At 65.7% G+C, this 15,309-nt stretch carries 13 protein-coding genes and 1 riboswitch; of the genes, 7 read left to right on the top strand and 6 right to left on the bottom strand.

The window, feature by feature from the left end; translation table 11 throughout:
• Nucleotides 1–11: 11 nt before the first annotated feature.
• Together gcvH and gcvT are read right to left on the bottom strand one after the other, a co-directional pair.
• A complete protein-coding gene (gene gcvH, locus ACNJYB_RS25435) occupies nt 12–380 on the bottom strand; it encodes a glycine cleavage system protein GcvH (RefSeq protein WP_439369190.1) in 369 nt (122 codons plus the stop codon).
• A 113-nt stretch (nt 381–493) separates the two neighbouring features.
• The gene (gcvT, locus tag ACNJYB_RS25430) at nt 494–1,639 is read right to left on the bottom strand and encodes a glycine cleavage system aminomethyltransferase GcvT (protein ID WP_439369188.1); all 1,146 of its coding nucleotides are present in this window, start codon (nt 1,637–1,639) and stop codon (nt 494–496) included.
• Between the two features lie 145 nt (nt 1,640–1,784).
• Nucleotides 1,785–1,875, bottom strand: a riboswitch (glycine riboswitch).
• A 219-nt stretch (nt 1,876–2,094) separates the two neighbouring features.
• Here gcvT and alaS point away from each other — a divergent pair.
• Together alaS and ACNJYB_RS25420 are read left to right on the top strand one after the other, a co-directional pair.
• Nucleotides 2,095–4,773, top strand: coding sequence for an alanine--tRNA ligase (alaS, locus tag ACNJYB_RS25425; protein ID WP_439369186.1), 2,679 nt, complete (start codon nt 2,095–2,097; stop codon nt 4,771–4,773).
• A 6-nt stretch (nt 4,774–4,779) separates the two neighbouring features.
• Complete coding sequence (locus ACNJYB_RS25420) at nt 4,780–6,006, top strand: cyclic nucleotide-gated ion channel (protein WP_439369184.1); 1,227 nt, start codon at nt 4,780–4,782, stop codon at nt 6,004–6,006.
• A 4-nt stretch (nt 6,007–6,010) separates the two neighbouring features.
• Here the strand turns inward: ACNJYB_RS25420 and ACNJYB_RS25415 are convergent, their stop codons facing one another.
• Nucleotides 6,011–6,511 carry a DUF3455 domain-containing protein gene (locus ACNJYB_RS25415; protein ID WP_439369182.1) on the bottom strand — a complete coding sequence of 167 codons (501 nt, stop codon included), beginning with the start codon at nt 6,509–6,511 and terminating at the stop codon, nt 6,011–6,013.
• 151 nt (nt 6,512–6,662) lie between these two features.
• Entirely contained in the window at nt 6,663–7,877 is a 1,215-nt protein-coding gene (locus ACNJYB_RS25410; RefSeq protein ID WP_439369180.1) for an NADP-dependent isocitrate dehydrogenase, read from the bottom strand.
• 326 nt (nt 7,878–8,203) lie between these two features.
• Between ACNJYB_RS25410 and ACNJYB_RS25405 the strand changes: the two genes are divergently transcribed.
• Nucleotides 8,204–9,403 carry a TrmJ/YjtD family RNA methyltransferase gene (locus tag ACNJYB_RS25405; RefSeq protein WP_439369178.1) on the top strand — a complete coding sequence of 400 codons (1,200 nt, stop codon included), beginning with the start codon at nt 8,204–8,206 and terminating at the stop codon, nt 9,401–9,403.
• Between the two features lie 279 nt (nt 9,404–9,682).
• Here ACNJYB_RS25405 and ACNJYB_RS25400 read toward each other — a convergent pair whose 3' ends face one another.
• Nucleotides 9,683–10,336 carry a TetR/AcrR family transcriptional regulator gene (locus ACNJYB_RS25400; RefSeq protein ID WP_439369177.1) on the bottom strand — a complete coding sequence of 218 codons (654 nt, stop codon included), beginning with the start codon at nt 10,334–10,336 and terminating at the stop codon, nt 9,683–9,685.
• Between ACNJYB_RS25400 and ACNJYB_RS25395 the strand changes: the two genes are divergently transcribed.
• The 4 genes from ACNJYB_RS25395 (at nt 10,321) to ACNJYB_RS25380 (ending at nt 13,216) form a co-directional block, all read left to right on the top strand.
• Nucleotides 10,321–10,473 carry a hypothetical protein gene (locus tag ACNJYB_RS25395; RefSeq protein WP_439375798.1) on the top strand — a complete coding sequence of 51 codons (153 nt, stop codon included), beginning with the start codon at nt 10,321–10,323 and terminating at the stop codon, nt 10,471–10,473. The two genes, ACNJYB_RS25400 and ACNJYB_RS25395, sit on opposite strands and share 16 nt — an antisense overlap.
• 110 nt (nt 10,474–10,583) lie before the next feature.
• Complete coding sequence (locus ACNJYB_RS25390; RefSeq protein WP_439369175.1) at nt 10,584–11,126, top strand: OsmC family protein; 543 nt, start codon at nt 10,584–10,586, stop codon at nt 11,124–11,126.
• Between the two features lie 35 nt (nt 11,127–11,161).
• The gene (locus ACNJYB_RS25385; RefSeq protein WP_439369173.1) at nt 11,162–12,274 is read left to right on the top strand and encodes an acyl-CoA dehydrogenase family protein; all 1,113 of its coding nucleotides are present in this window, start codon (nt 11,162–11,164) and stop codon (nt 12,272–12,274) included.
• Nucleotides 12,275–12,337: 63 nt separating this feature from the next.
• Nucleotides 12,338–13,216, top strand: a complete 879-nt coding sequence (locus ACNJYB_RS25380; protein WP_439369172.1) for a sulfurtransferase — start codon at nt 12,338–12,340, stop codon at nt 13,214–13,216.
• A 98-nt stretch (nt 13,217–13,314) separates the two neighbouring features.
• Here the strand turns inward: ACNJYB_RS25380 and ACNJYB_RS25375 are convergent, their stop codons facing one another.
• Nucleotides 13,315–15,279 carry a sigma 54-interacting transcriptional regulator gene (locus ACNJYB_RS25375; RefSeq protein WP_439369170.1) on the bottom strand — a complete coding sequence of 655 codons (1,965 nt, stop codon included), beginning with the start codon at nt 15,277–15,279 and terminating at the stop codon, nt 13,315–13,317.
• Nucleotides 15,280–15,309: the final 30 nt, after the last annotated feature.

Genomic DNA, 15,309 nt, shown 5'->3' with positions numbered 1-15,309 from the left:
CTCCATCGTCCTCAAGCCGTGTGTGCCTTGTAGGCGGCTTCATCCATGAGGCCGCCGAGCTCGCTTTTGTCGGCGATCTTGATCTTGAAGAACCAGGCCGCGCCCTGCGCATCCGAGTTCACCAGCGCGGGCTCGGCGGCCAGCGCCTCGTTGGTTTCGAGCACTTCGCCGGAGATCGGTGCGTAGACGTCGGAAGCGGCCTTCACCGATTCCACGACGGCGGCGGCTTCGGCCTTCTTCAAGGTGCGGCCGACCTTGGGCAGTTCGACGAACACGACGTCGCCGAGTTGTTGCTGCGCGTAGTCGGTGATGCCGACCGTGGCGGTATCGCCGTCGATGGCGAGCCATTCATGGTCGGAAGTGTACAGCGTCGTGGTCATTGTCGATTCCCTGAAGCGGTGAGGTTTGGTTGAAAGCCGCGGGCTCTGTTCACCTCTCCCCTCCGGGGAGAAGTGAACGCGGGACCGCCTGCTGTGCTCAATCTGATCATGCGTCAGCGTTTGTAGGTGTTTTTCACGAAGGGCATGGCGGCGACTGCGAGCGGCAGGCGCCGGCCGCGCACTTCGGCGAAAAGTTTTGTGCCGAGCGTGGCGAGGCCCACGGGCACGTAGCCCATCGCCACCGGCGCGTTCAGGCTCGGGCCGAAACCGCCCGAGGTGACCTTTCCGACTGCCTCGCCGCCCGCGCCGTCGGCAAACAGCAGCGCGCCCTCGCGCACCGGCGCGCGGCCCTCGGCACGCAGGCCGACGCGGCGGCGGGATGCGCCATCGTCGAATTGCGCGAGGATCTTTTCGGCACCGGGAAAACCGCCGGCACGGGCACCGTCGCTGCGGCGGCTCTTCTGCACCGACCATTCCAGCGCGGCCTCGACCGGCGTTGTGGCGGTGTCGATGTCGTGGCCATACAGGCACAGCCCGGCTTCCAGCCGCAGGCTGTCGCGGGCACCGAGCCCGATCGGCAGCACGTCGGGATCGTCCAGCAGCATTTTGGCGAGGCGTTCGGCATCGCCTGCGGGAACCGAGATCTCGAAGCCGTCCTCGCCGGTGTAGCCGGAGCGCGAGACGAAGCACTTGATGCCGGCGACCTCATGCGGGCCAGCGTCCATGAATTTCATGGCCGGCGCCTCGGCACAGAATTTCGCCAGCACCGCTTCGGCCTTCGGGCCCTGCAGCGCCACCAGCGCGCGGTCGGCCAGCGAATCGATGATGCAGTCATCCGAGAGATTCGCGCGCAGATGCGCCTCGTCCTGCTCCTTGCAGGCCGCGTTGACCACCAGGAACAGGTGATCGCCGAAATTGGCGACCATCAGATCGTCCAGGATGCCGCCATGCATGTTGGTGAACTGGGCGTAGCGCTGCCGTCCCGGCGCAATCGCGACGATGTCCTGCGGCACCAGCCGTTCCAGCGCGCGGGCGGCGTCCTCGACCTTGCCCGACTTCGGCCGGAGCGCGATCTGGCCCATATGGGAGACGTCGAACAGGCCGGTGGCGGTCCGGGTATGAAGGTGCTCCTTCAGCACGCCGGCGGGGTACTGCACGGGCATGTCATAGCCCGCGAACGGCACCATCTTGCCGCCCAGCGACACATGGAGGTCGTAAAGAGGGGTACGTTTCAGGGAGTTTTTGTCTGACGCAAGCATCACAGGGGTCCTCGGCGGTTCCCCGGGGACGATTCCCCGAGACAAACCAGTCGAAGCCCCATCTGTCGCTGTGCCTGAGAGTATTATCCCGTCGGCGGACGCAGTCCGGGTCTTATGCCCGTCGGCGCCTCTTTCCAGATGCTGTCAAGCCACGCGGTCCTTTTGCCTGAGAGTTTCCGGGGCGGTTGCTCCTTCGGCGCCGGCTGCCTAAAGCCGGTCTCTCCCGACGTGGCCGTACGATACAGATGGGTAGAGACCACAGGGCAGCCAAGCCTGTCAACGCGACTTCAGCGGCTTTCAACCGGATTGAGCGCCTGCGGCAACCCTCTGATCTCCTTGCACAGTTTCTGGACAGCGAAGCTGGCCTTGTCTAAAAGCGCTTTGGCCCGCAGATATCAGCCTTAATTTCCGGTTTGGACGGCGGAGCGGGCCCAAGCACACCCGATTGGATGAACATGAGCGGCGTCAACGAGATCAGGTCGACCTTTCTGAACTTCTTTGCCGAGAACGGCCACGAGATCGTGCCGTCCTCGCCATTGGTGCCGCGCAACGACCCGACGTTGATGTTCACCAATGCCGGCATGGTGCAGTTCAAGAACGTTTTTACCGGCGTCGAGAAGCGGCCCTACCAGCGCGCCACCACGTCGCAGAAATGCGTGCGCGCCGGCGGCAAGCACAACGACCTCGACAATGTCGGCTACACCGCGCGCCATCTCACCTTTTTCGAGATGCTCGGCAACTTCTCGTTCGGCGACTACTTCAAGGAGCGCGCGATCGAGCTCGCCTGGAAGCTGATCACCAGGGAGTTCGGGCTGAAGAAGGACAAGCTGCTCGTCACGGTCTATCACACCGACGACGAGGCGGCGGGCCTGTGGAAGAGGATCGCCGGCTTCTCCGACGACCGCATCATCCGCATCCCGACCTCGGACAATTTCTGGGCGATGGGCGACACCGGGCCGTGCGGCCCGTGCTCGGAGATCTTCATCGATCGCGGCGAGCATATCTGGGGCGGCCCTCCGGGCTCGCCGGAAGAGGACGGCGATCGCTTCCTCGAATTCTGGAATCTCGTGTTCATGCAATACGAGCAGGTGACGAAGGAGGAGCGCGTGGATCTGCCGCGTCCCTCGATCGACACCGGCATGGGCCTGGAGCGCATGGCCTGCGTGCTCCAGGGCGTCGAGAGCGTGTTCGAGACCGACCTGTTCCGCCACCTGATCGACGCGACCTCGTCCGCGCTCGGCAGCGGCCCGCAGGAGCAGACGGTTGCCTCGTTCCGCGTCATCGCCGACCACTTGCGCTCCTCCGCGTTCCTCGTCACCGACGGCGTGCTGCCCTCGAACGAGGGCCGCGGCTATGTGCTGCGCCGGATCATGCGCCGCGCGATGCGCCATGCGCAGCTGCTCGGGGCCAAGGAGCCCCTGATGCATCGCCTCGTCCCGGCGCTGGTGCGCGAGATGGGCCAGGCCTATCCCGACCTGATGCGCGCCGAGAAGCTGATCGAGGAAACGCTGCGGCTGGAAGAGACCCGCTTCCGCAAGACTCTTTCGCGCGGCTTGGCCATCCTGGACGAGAAGAGTGCGTCCCTGAAAAAGGGCGACATGTTCGACGGCGACGTCGCCTTCACGCTGTACGACACCTACGGCTTCCCGCTCGACCTGACGCAGGACGCGCTGAAGTCGCGCGGCATCGGCGTCGACCAGTCCGCCTTCACCGACGCGATGGAGCGCCAGAAGGCCAAGGCGCGCGAATCCTGGAAGGGGTCGGGCGAAGCAGCTTCCGAAGCGATCTGGTTCCCGCTGCGCGAAAAGCTCGGGGCCACCGAGTTCCTGGGCTATGAGACGGAGAGCGCCGAGGGCGTGGTGTCTGCGCTGGTCAAGGACGGCCAGGAAGTCGAAAGCCTCAACGCCGGCGAGACCGGCGCGATCGTGCTGAACCAGACGCCGTTCTATGCGGAGTCTGGCGGCCAGGTCGGCGACACCGGCGTGCTGACGGGCGAGGGCGGCATCAAGGTCCGCGTCACCGACACGCAGAAGAAGCTCGGCGATTTCTTCGTGCATATGGGCACCGTCGAGAGCGGCGAGCTCAAGCTCGGCACAGCGCTGCAGCTCGAGGTCGATCATGGAAGGCGCTCCTCGATCCGCGCGCATCACTCGGCGACGCATCTCATTCACGAGGCGCTGCGCCAGGTGCTCGGCGACCACATCGCCCAGCGCGGCTCGATGGTCGCACCCGACCGCCTGCGCTTCGACTTCGTGCATCCGAAGCCGATCACGGCGGAGGAGCTTGCCCGCGTCGAGGACATCGCCAACGACGTGGTGCTGGAGAACGACGAGGTCACCACGCGCATCATGGGGGTCGATGAGGCCCGCGAGGCCGGGGCGCGCGCGCTGTTCGGCGAGAAGTATGGGGACGAGGTCCGCGTCGTCTCCATGGGCAGGACCGCGCGCGAGCGCGGCGCCAACGTGCTCGGCTGGTCGGTCGAGCTCTGCGGCGGCACGCATGTCAAGCGCACCGGCGATATCGGCCTGATCACGCTGACGAGCGAGAGCGCGGTCGCCTCGGGCGTGCGCCGCATCGAGGCGCTGACGGGCAATTACGCGCGAAAACACGCCAATGAGACCATGGCGCTGGCGAAGACCGCGGCAAACGAACTGCGCACCTCCATCGACGACGTGCCGGCGCGCATCACCGCGCTGATGGAGGAGCGCAAGAAGCTCGAGCGCGAGCTGTCCGACGCCCGCAAGAAGCTCGCGATGGGCGGCGGCGCATCCGGCGGCAACGGCGCGGCGAGCGGCGTGCGCGAGATCGGCGACGTCAAGCTGATGGCGCGCGCGGTCGAGGGCATCGAGATGAAGGATCTCAAGGGCCTTGCCGACGACGGCAAGAAGCAGATCGGCTCGGGTGTGGTCGCCATCGTCGGCGTCACCGGGGACGGCAAGGCCGGCGTCGTGGTCGGCGTCACGCCGGACCTCACCGCGCGCTTCAACGCCGTGAACCTCGTCCGCGTCGCCTCCGAGGCGCTCGGCGGCAAGGGCGGCGGCGGCCGGCCCGACATGGCGCAGGCCGGCGGCCCCGATGGCGCCAACGCGAGCGCGGCGCTGGCGGCGATCGAAAAAGCGATGGCAGGCGCTTAGGCCACCATGCGCCTCGTTCCGCGAGGACGTGGGCTTGGGGATCCCGATTTGCGGGATCGCCTCTACGAATGGCTGGAGCACGATCCCTTGGCCTATTCGGTCGGGTCGCGCTTCATCCAGCTGATCATCGGCGTCATCGTGCTCAACGTGGCCGCGATGATCCTCGCCTCGGTGCCGGAGCTGGATGCGCGGTTCGACACGCTGTTCAGCGCGATCGCAATCCTCGCCGTCCTCGTGTTCGCGCTGGAATATGCGGCGCGGCTGTGGACGGTGGCGGGTCATACGCCGCGCAAGGGCTCGGCGCTGTCCGACCGTCTGGGCTATGTCTTCTCCGCGCTCGGCATCATCGACCTCATGGCGTTCCTGCCGGCTGCAATCGTGCTCGCCACGGGCCGGCATGCGGCGCTGGCCGGGCTCGGCGTTCTGCCGTTCTTCAAGCTGATCCGCTATTCGCCCGCGATGCGTTCGCTGCTCGCCGCCGTCCATGCCGAGCGGCGCGCGCTGATCGGCTGCATCGTCATCCTGATCGGCGCAGTCCTGACCTTTGCCTCGCTGCTCTACGCCGTCGAGCGCGACGTGCAGCCGGACAAGCTCGGCACCATCCCGCAGGCGATGTGGTGGGCGATCGTGACGCTCGGCACCGTCGGCTATGGCGACGTCGTGCCGGTAACGCCGCTCGGCAAGTTCATCTCCACCTTCGCTATCATCAGCGGCTTCGCCATGATCGCGCTGCCGGTCGCGATCATCTCCTCGGCGTTCGCCGAAGAGGTGAAGCGGCGCGACTTCGTCGTCACTTGGGGCATGCTGGCGAGGGTGCCGCTGTTTTCGCATCTGTCCGCGTCCGAGATCGCCGACATCATGCGCCTCTTGCGCGCGCGCACCATCGAGCAGGGCGAGATCCTGGTGCGGCGGGGGGATGCCGCCTCGTCGATGTATTTCATCACCGCCGGCGAGGTCGAGATCGCGCTGCCGAGCCAGCAGGTGCGGCTTGCCGACGGCACTTTCTTCGGCGAGATCGCACTGCTGCACAAGACAAAACGCAGCGGCACGGTGACGGCGACGCGCAAGACGCGTCTGCTCGTGCTCGACGCCCAGGATTTCCACGCATTGATCGCGCGCATGCCGACGCTGGCCGAGCACGTCCATACCACCGCCAGGGCGCGGCTCGCCGACACCGGCGATCTCGCGGCGGCTGAGCTGGCTCAGGCGGAGAAGGAAGACACTGACCGCTGAGCGGTCAGTCCTTCTTCAGGAAAACATAATCGGCCGAGTAGGGCGCGCTTCTGAACTCGCCGGCCTTGTCGCAGGCGCCGTCGAGCTTGCCGCCATGGGTGTTGATGCGCTGGACGGTGGTGACGGGCGTGAGGGTGCCGCTGCCGCGTCGGGAGGCGACCTCGAGCTTCAGCCAGGGGATATCCGCCGCTTCGGCGCCCGGCGCGTTGCCGACGGCCTTGCCGACCACGGCGCTGCCGTCGGCGAGCTCCCAGTTCGGGCCGGCATAGTGGCGGCCGACGGTCTTGCCCTCGGACAGCAGCGTCGCGACCGGTTCGCGGAAGGCCCAGGCGAGCTTGCCGTCGGCGGCGGCCTTGCACTCATAGACCTGCGCGCCCTCGGCGTGGACGCCGAGCACGACGCTCTCGCCGGGGGCGGCGATCGTGTCGGGGAGTGGGTCTGCGGCGAGCGCGGTGGTGCCGGTCAGGGCCAAGACCGCAAAAGCAAGGCTCTTGAGTGTCGGCATGGTGCTTCCTCAGGCAAGGTCTCGTCATTGCAAGGAGCTCGCGACAAAATTGCGAAGCAATTTTGCGCTGATGCGACGAAGCAATCCAGATTGTTTCCGCGGAGGGATTCTGGATTGCTTGTGCGCTCGCAGTGACGGCGTGGTTGACGGCTTACGCCGCCATCGCCTTGACCAGGTTCTCGGCGACCTTGTCCAGGAAGCCGGTGGTCGAGAGCCAGCGCTGATCGGCGCCGACCAGGAGCGCGAGGTCCTTGGTCATGTAGCCGGCCTCGACGGTGTCGACGCAGACCTTCTCCAGCGTGGTGGCGAACTTGGCGAGCTCGGCGTTGTTGTCGAGCTTGGCGCGGTGGGCGAGGCCACGGGTCCAGGCGAAGATCGACGCGATCGAGTTGGTCGAGGTCTCCTTGCCCTTCTGGTGCTCGCGGTAGTGGCGGGTCACCGTGCCGTGGGCCGCTTCTGCTTCCACGGTCTTGCCGTCGGGGGTGAGCAGCACCGAGGTCATCAGGCCGAGCGAGCCGTAGCCCTGCGCGACCGTGTCGGACTGCACGTCGCCGTCGTAGTTCTTACAGGCCCAGACATAGCCGCCGGACCACTTCAGGGCCGACGCCACCATGTCGTCGATCAGGCGGTGCTCGTAGGTCAGGCCCTTGGCGTCGAACTCCTTCTTGAACTCCTTGTCGAAGATCTCCTGGAAGATGTCCTTGAAGCGGCCGTCATAGACCTTCAGAATCGTGTTCTTGGTCGACAGATACACCGGGTAGCCGCGCAAGAGGCCATAGTTGAAGGAGGCGCGGGCGAAGTCGATGATGGAGTCGTCGAGATTGTACATCTCCATGGCGACGCCGGCGCCCGGAGCCTTGAACACTTCCTTCTCGATCACGGTGCCGTCCTCGCCCACGAACTTCAGCGAGAGGGTGCCCTTGCCCGGGAACTTGATGTCGGTTGCGCGGTACTGGTCGCCATAGGCATGGCGGCCGATGATGATCGGCTTGGTCCAGCCGGGAACGAGGCGCGGCACGTTCTTGCAGATGATCGGCTCGCGGAAGATCACGCCGCCGAGGATGTTGCGGATGGTGCCGTTCGGCGACTTCCACATCTGCTTGAGGTTGAATTCCTTCACCCGCGCCTCATCCGGGGTGATGGTGGCGCACTTGACGCCGACGCCGACCTTCTTGATCGCCTCGGCGGCGTCGATGGTGACCTGATCGTTGGTACGGTCGCGGTACTCCATGCCCAGGTCGAAATAGAGCAGCTCGACATCCAGGAACGGGTTGATCAGCTTGTCCTTGATGTACTGCCAGATGATCCGGGTCATCTCGTCGCCATCGAGCTCGACGACGGGATTGGATACCTTGATTTTAGCCATGATCGGGGAAGCCCTCTTGGGAACGGCGCCGGTGGCGCCCACGTGAATATCCGCCGCCTCTTAGCACCTGATAGCAGCGGGCGAAAGCCAAGTGATTATGCACTTTTAGCTCATCCAGCTTCCACAGACGGGGAGCGGGGTGAGGTTTCAGGCGAGATTCAAAAGTCCAATCCAACCTGTTATTTCCCTTGAGAATTTTGTCAGGACAGGCAAACGACAGGCGGGCAGCGCCGGCCGGCCCAAGACCGACTCGAAAAGGCCGCCTTGAATCATTTCCTAAGAGCGCCTTGCCAAGGCCTTGAGAGACAGTGTGAAAGTGAAGCGAGATGTCGGGGACTGACAAGAGCAAGACGGGCCTTTCCCTCGACGGTCCCATCGTCATCCTGGTCGAGCCGCAGCTGGGTGAAAACATCGGCATGGCCGCGCGCGCCATGGGCAATTTCGCGCTCGGCGCCTTGCGTATCGTCAACCCCAGGGACGGCTGGCCCAACATTGCGGCCCAGCGGGCCGCGGCCGGTGCCGACCACATTCTGGAAAAGGTCGAATTGTTCGACACCGTGGAGCAGGCGGTTGCCGATCTCGACCTCTTGTTCGCCACCACGGCTCGCCCCCACGACCAGGCCAAGCCGGTGGTCGGGCCGGAGGCCGCAGCCAGCGAGATCGCCGGGCACGTCGCGACCGGCGGCAGGTGCGGTATCCTGTTCGGCCGGGAGCGCTGGGGGCTGACCAACGAGGAGGTCGGGCTCTCCAATCGCATCATCACCTTCCCGGTCAATCCCGGCTTTGCCTCGCTCAACCTCGCGCAGGCCGTGCTGCTGGTCGGCTACGAATGGTTCAAGCGGGCCACATCCGGCGAGCTGCCGCACGCCATGCCCGAGCGCTCCGAGCGCGCCTCGCAGCACCAGATGCAGGCCTTCTTCGACAATCTCGTGCGCGAGCTCGACAAGGTCGAATTCCTTCGCCCGGCCGAGAAGCGCGACACCATGCTGGTGAACCTGCGCAACATCTTCAGCCGCATGGAGCCGACCAAGCAGGACATGCATACCCTCCATGGCGTCGTGATGGCGATCGCGGAGGGGCGCAAGGGCCCGGCCAAGGGCGGCGTGCTCGACGGCGAGCAGGCGACGCGCCTGCGCGCGCTGCTGGCCGAGCACGGCCAGGGCGGCGGCGTGCCCGACAGCGGCTCGACCGTGCGCGGGCTTGCCCGGCTGCTCCGCCGCAACCCGACCGATGCCGAGCGCCTGCTCTGGCAGGCGCTGACCCGCGACCGCCGCTTCGCAGGTCAGTTCAAGCGCCAGACCCCCGTTGGGCGCCACATCCCGGACTTCGTCTCGTTCCCGCACCGGATCGCGATCGAGCTGGTCAACCCCGGCGAGGGCGAGGCAATCGCGGCCGACCGCGCAGGGCGGCGGACGTGGCTCGAGGCGCGTGACTATCGGGTGCTCGACATCCGCGCGGCGGATGTCGAGCGCGATCTGGAGACGGAGCTGGTGCGGCTGCAGGGGATGGTGGAGCAGAGTGCGTAGGTGGCGTAGGGTGGGTTAGCCATGCGGCTGCGCGAAAGCGCAGTCCGCTCGGCGTAACCCACCTCTTATGTCTCTGCGGAAATCAAAGCAAGTTGCGTAGGGTGGGCAAACCGAAACGTGCCCACCATCTCGATGAACAGAGCTGAGCAAGCTTGGTGGGCACGGCGCTTTGCGCCTTTGCCCACCCTACGAGATCTTCGTAGCCCGGATGAGCGAAGTGATATCCGGGGCAAGGTCCCGCATCTCGCTGCGCCCATGCGGGCTACAAGACGAGCGCGTTCAGACCGCCTCTAACTGATCCGCCGCGCGCTTCTTCTTCGGCTTGGACTGGCCGAGCAGGGGGCCGGCGGTGAGCGCGGCCATATCGGCCACCCCCGGGTCGCGCGAGATCATCGCGGCGACGATGGCGCCGTCGATGATGAGGCCGAGCTGGTGCGCGAGCACCGCGGGCTCGCTCGAGCCGAGCTCGCCGGCGAGCTTCTCGATGTGGCCGAGCACGATCTTCTTGTGCTTCAGCGCGATGGTGCGGAACTGTTTGGCGTCCTTGTCGTGCTCGCCGACCGCGTTGATGAAGGGGCAGCCGTAGAAGCGCTCTTCGGCGAACCAGCTCTTCAGCGCTGGGAAGATCCGCGCCAGCTTCGCCTGCGCGTCGCCGCCGCCCGCTTCCATGGCGCCGATGAACCATTCGCGCCACTGTTTGCCTTCGCTCTCCAGCACCGCGTTGACGAGATTTGTCTTGGAGCCGAACAATTTGTAGAGCGTGGTTTTGGCCGTGCCGGCTTCCTCGATGATCGCGTCGATGCCGGTGGCGTTGATGCCGTTCTTGCAGAACAGATGCGTCGCGGCGCTGAGCAGACGGCCGCGTGCTGACTCGTCCTCGCCGGCGCCGGAATGCGGCGCGTTTGCAGTCTTCTTCAATGAAGCTTTTGCCATGGACTCAAACTTACCCGCAGCCGCGCCGCATCAGCAAGCCGCATCTGTTCCGCGCTGAAAAGATTCGCAAAGGGCTGGCGATCTGCATCGCCTTTGAGCAAGCGGCCGCTGATCAATCCGCAGGCAGGGACGCTTAAGCGGCTCCAATGCTTCGCGTTTTGATTTTCGCCGGCTCTGGCACGCTCCATGCAAAGAAACAGACCGTTCGGTATCCTGCCGATTTCCACTTCTGCCAGGGAGAAGATTGATGACTGCCGTCGTTCAGAAGACAGTGCTGACGGGGTGCCTCGCGCCCATCGACAAGAACGGGCTCGAGCAACTGATCGCCAACGGCAAGGCGAATCCGAAGGTCATCAAGACCTTGAAGTGCAAGACCGTCGCGGAGGGCAAATTCCGCCACGCCAACTACATCCGCAACCTGCCGCCCTATATCGTTGATGAGCCGCCAGGACTCCTGGGCGACGACACCGCGCCCAATCCGTCGGAGGCCTCGCTCGCCGCGCTCGGCTCCTGCCTTGCGGTCGGCCTGCACGCCAACGCGGTGCATCGCGGCTGGATCGTCAACAAGCTCGAGCTCGAACTGGAGGGCGACCTCAACATCACCGCGGTCTGGGGCACCGGCGATGTCTCTGACAAGCCGGTCGGCTTCACCGACGTGCGCGTGAAAGTGGACATGGAGTGCGAGGGCATCTCGCCGGACGAGATCAATGCGCTGGTCACCCATGTGAAGAAATGGTCGCCGGTCGCCAACACCTTCACCCGCCCGGTCAATCTCGAGGTCGGCATCTAGCGATAGCAACGAGGACAACGGTGCGGGAGACGATCATGGGTTCACTGTCTTTATCGCGGGTCGAAGTTCTGGATCAGCCCGCACCGTCCATTGCAGGGGAGGTGGCGCGGATTGCGCGGGAGCAGCTCGCGCCGCTCGCCGCCGGCATCGACGACGGTTCGGTCTACCCGGCCGAGGTGCTGCGTGCGTTCGGCGCGGTCGGCGCCTGGGGCAGTCATATGCCTCAGGAAGGTCCCGCGGATTTACGCTGTGCGATCGAGTCGATGGCCGCGATCGGCGAGGTCTGCGGCGCCACGGCCTTCATGGCCTGGTGCCAGAACACGCTGGTCTGGTACGCGGCCAACTCGACCAATCTGAAGCTGGCGAGGCGTTTTGGCGATGCCTTCTCGAGCGGTCGCGTGCTCGGCGGCACAGGTCTCTCCAATCCGATGAAGAGCTTTTTCGGCATCGAGAAGCTGAAGCTGAAGGGGCGGAAGGTCGAGGGCGGCTACATCGTGCGCGGGGCGCTGCCCTGGGTCTCCAATCTCGGCCCGGACCATTATTTCGGCACCATCTTCGAGCGCGAGGACGATCAGGGGACCGTGATGTTCCTCGCCGACTGCTCCGATCCCTCGATCACGCTGACGCCGTGCAAGCCGTTCCTCGCGATGGACGGCACCGGCACTTACGGCGTGCAGTTCCGCGACGTGTTCGTGCCGGATGAGCTGATCCTCGCCGATCCCGCCGCGCCCTTCGTCAAGAAGATCCGCGCCGGCTTCATCCTGCTCCAGGCCGGCATGGCGCTCGGCGTCATCAGGGACTGCATCAACATCATGGACGAGGTGGATAGCACGCTCGGCCACATCAACCGCTATCTGCCGCAGCAGCCGGTGCACTTTCGCGATCTCGCCGCCGAGCTCGAGGCCGAGACCATGGCGCTGGCGCGCGATCCATACAACGAGGAGGAGACCTACTGGCGCAAGGTGGTCGCGCTGCGCCTGCGCGCGGGCGAGACCAGCGTCGCGGCGGCGCATGCGGCGATGCTGCATTGTGGCGCGCGCGGGTACCTCAAGAGCCACCGCGCGCAGCGGCGCCTGCGCGAGGCCTATTTCGTCGCGATCGTCACGCCGGCCACCAAGCAGCTGCGCAAGATGCTTGCCGATGCCTGAGTTCCAAGTCTTTGAGTTCAACGAGTCCACCTGAAGACCCCCAACCTCAACGGAGAGGCCGCCATGACTGACGTTCTGATCACTGCCGTCGAACTCGCCGATCTCTTGAAGAGCGAGCCGTGTGTCGTCATCGACACCCGCAATCCCGATGCCTACGCCGCCGGGCATCTGCCCAATGCCGTCAACGTGCATGAGATTTTTACGTTTCTGGCGACCTCGACGCCGGAAGGCATGGCCGAGCTGAAGACCAAGTTCGCGGATGCGTTCGGCGGCGCCGGTCTCTCGGGCAAGGAGACGGCCGTGATCTACGAGCAGTCGATGAACTCGGGCTTCGGCCAGTCCTGCCGTGGCTATTACCTGCTCACCATGCTCGGCTACCCCAAGGTGAAGGTGCTGCATGGCGGCTTCGACGCCTGGTCGGCGGCGGGCTTCCCGGTGACCAAGGACGTGCCGACGCCGGTGAAGGCCTCGTTCGCGATCGTGCCCGAGGCGGGCGAGATCCTGATCGACGCAAAGACCATGCTGGCCGCGGTCGGCAAGCCCGGCATCGCCATCCTCGACGTGCGGGATGTCGACGAGTGGATCGGCGACAGCTCTTCTCCGTATGGGAAGGATTTCTGCCCGCGCAAGGGCCGCATCCCCGGCGCGGTCTGGCTGGAATGGTACCGCATGATGAAGCCGACCGCCGAGGGCCCGCGCTTCAAGTCCAAGGACGAGATTTTGGCCGAATGCGCCACCGTCGGCATCTCGCAGACGACGCCGGTCTATCTCTACTGCTTCAAGGGCGCGCGGGCCTCGAACACATTCCTGGCGCTGAAGAACGCCGGCGTGAAGGACGTGCGGATGTATTTCGGCTCCTGGAACGAATGGTCGCGCGACCCGTCGCTGCCGATCGAGCAGGGGTTGCCGATCGCGGCTGATGTGACGACCAAGGCGGCTTGACTGCGTGCCTCGTTCTTCGAGACGACCGCTTTGCGGTCCCTCAGGATGAGGCTAAGCGGCATCGGTGTGCGTTGAACCCGTTGCCGCACACTCCGTCCTCATCCCGAGGAGCCCGCCTGAAGCGGGCGTCTCGAAGGATGGGCCACTTGCGGACGAGGCGCGATCCCGAGCGCCTTGATCCGCGAGGCCAGCGTGGTCGGCTTGATGTCCAGCATCTCGGCCGCCCCGCCGGGGCCGAACACCTTTCCGGCGCAGGCCTCGAGCGCGGCTATGATGTTGGCGCGCTCGTGGTCGCGCATCTCCGCGGACGTCATCACCGCCGGGCGCGCATCGGCCTTCTGCCGCGTGGCGCCGCTAGGGGCTTGCGCGCCCGATGCATCCGGCAGATCGATGCGCAGGCGGCCGTTCTGCGACAGGATCGCGGCGCGCTCGATCACGTTCTGCAATTCGCGGACGTTGCCGGGCCAGTCGTAGCGGGCGAGCCGCCGCGCATCGCCCTCGGAGAGGCGCAAATTCGACTTCAGCGCCTTGCCCTCGCGCGTCAGAAAATGCTGGGCGAGCAGGGGAATGTCCTCGCGCCGTTCGCGCAAGGGCACCGTCTCGATCGGGAACACGTTGAGGCGGAAATAGAGGTCCTCGCGGAAACGTCCGCGCTGCACCTCTTGCTTGAGGTCGCGATTGGTCGCGGCGATGACGCGGACGTCGACGGCGCGGGTGCGCGCCTCGCCGACGCGCTCGAAATGTCCCTCCTGCAGCACGCGTAGCAGCTTGCCTTGCAGTTCGAGCGGGATCTCGCCGACCTCGTCGAGGAACAGCGTGCCGCCGTCGGCGAGCTCGAAGCGGCCGATGCGGTCGCGCGTCGCGCCGGTGAAGGCGCCGCGGACATGGCCGAAGAACTCGCTCTCGAACAATTCGCGCGGGATCGCCGCGCAGTTGACGCGGATCAGCGGCCGGTCGCTGCGGGTGGAATCCTCGTGAATGCCGCGCGCGATCAGCTCCTTGCCGGTGCCGGACTCGCCGGTGATCATCACCGCCGCCGTGGTCGGCGCCACCAGCTTGACCTGGCGCAGCGTCTTCTGGATCGCCTCGCTTTGACCGATGATGCCGCGCGGATTGGTCTCGATGCGGATCTCCTCCTGGAGATAGGCGTTCTCGAGCTCCAGCCGCTCGCGCAGGCGGTCGACCTCGGCGAGCGCGGCATGCAGCTTCTCGTCGGCCTCGCGGCGCTGGCTGACGTCGCGGAACACCACGACCGCGCCGACCACGACGCCGCGGTCGCGGATCGGCGTGGAGGTGTATTCGACCCAGGCGGGCGATCCGTCCTTGCGCCAGAACACTTCGCCGTCGACCTGGTGCACGGCGCCGTCGCGGAAGGCCGCATAGATCGGACAATCATGGTTGTGATAGTGCCGGCCGTCGTGATGGGTGTGGTGGACGATCGGATGGATCTCCTTGCCGACCAGCTCCTCGGCGGTCCAGCCCAGCATGCGCTCGGCCGCAGGATTGACGAAGGTGGTCTTGCCTTCGGCGTTGACGCCATAGATGCCTTCGCCGGCGGCGCGCAGGATCAGCTGGTTCTCGCGCTCGATGTCCTGGAAGACGCGCTCGACCCGCTGCCAGGTCGAGATGCCGCCGCGCATATGATCCTCAGCGGCCGCATCGACATTGCGGCGGCGGCGCGCTTCGAGATCGGTCAGCGTCAGCAGCAGCAGCGAACGGCCGTCATGCGGCAGCAGGCAACCGGCATATTCGAGCTGGAGGTTTTGCCCGGTCGCATGGCGGGGCGTGAGCGCCGTCGTCCAGTAGGCACCCTTGTGCAGCACGGCCTGGGTGAAGACGGTGAGGGCGGCAAGCTCGCCGGCGTGAAGCGTGCTGGCCCTGGTCTGCCGCAGCAGCGCGCGGTCATAGCCGAGCAGGGCGCAGGCGGCAGGATTGGCATCGACGATCTGGTCGCTGAACGGGTCGACCAGCAGCGTCGCCTCGACCGAGGATTCGAACGCGGCGATGCGCGGGTCGATGGCGGGAGCCACATCATCGTGGACGGGCATTGGCGTCGTTGCCATTACGAAATCTCGTCATTGAACTACGAAATC

Origin of the sequence: Bradyrhizobium sp. SMVTL-02 (assembly GCF_051853005.1) — a bacterium.
Lineage (GTDB): Bacteria > Pseudomonadota > Alphaproteobacteria > Rhizobiales > Xanthobacteraceae > Bradyrhizobium.
Note: the sequence above shows the minus strand (reverse complement) of the source record. Positions and strands in the feature narration are given on the sequence as shown.

Bases quoted from the DNA above. Each gene is read 5' to 3' on its own strand.
- alaS (WP_439369186.1), top strand. From the start codon at position 2,095: ATGAGCGGCGTCAACGAGATCAGGTCGACCTTTCTGAACTTCTTTGCC.
- ACNJYB_RS25385 (WP_439369173.1), top strand. From the start codon at position 11,162: ATGGGTTCACTGTCTTTATCGCGGGTCGAAGTTCTGGATCAGCCCGCA.
- ACNJYB_RS25415 (WP_439369182.1), bottom strand. From the start codon at position 6,511: ATGCCGACACTCAAGAGCCTTGCTTTTGCGGTCTTGGCCCTGACCGGC.
- gcvH (WP_439369190.1), bottom strand. From the start codon at position 380: ATGACCACGACGCTGTACACTTCCGACCATGAATGGCTCGCCATCGAC.
- ACNJYB_RS25380 (WP_439369172.1), top strand. From the start codon at position 12,338: ATGACTGACGTTCTGATCACTGCCGTCGAACTCGCCGATCTCTTGAAG.
- gcvT (WP_439369188.1), bottom strand. From the start codon at position 1,639: ATGCTTGCGTCAGACAAAAACTCCCTGAAACGTACCCCTCTTTACGAC.
- ACNJYB_RS25405 (WP_439369178.1), top strand. From the start codon at position 8,204: ATGTCGGGGACTGACAAGAGCAAGACGGGCCTTTCCCTCGACGGTCCC.
- ACNJYB_RS25375 (WP_439369170.1), bottom strand. From the start codon at position 15,279: ATGGCAACGACGCCAATGCCCGTCCACGATGATGTGGCTCCCGCCATC.
- ACNJYB_RS25390 (WP_439369175.1), top strand. From the start codon at position 10,584: ATGACTGCCGTCGTTCAGAAGACAGTGCTGACGGGGTGCCTCGCGCCC.
- ACNJYB_RS25395 (WP_439375798.1), top strand. From the start codon at position 10,321: ATGAAGCTTTTGCCATGGACTCAAACTTACCCGCAGCCGCGCCGCATC.
- ACNJYB_RS25400 (WP_439369177.1), bottom strand. From the start codon at position 10,336: ATGGCAAAAGCTTCATTGAAGAAGACTGCAAACGCGCCGCATTCCGGC.
- ACNJYB_RS25410 (WP_439369180.1), bottom strand. From the start codon at position 7,877: ATGGCTAAAATCAAGGTATCCAATCCCGTCGTCGAGCTCGATGGCGAC.
- ACNJYB_RS25420 (WP_439369184.1), top strand. From the start codon at position 4,780: ATGCGCCTCGTTCCGCGAGGACGTGGGCTTGGGGATCCCGATTTGCGG.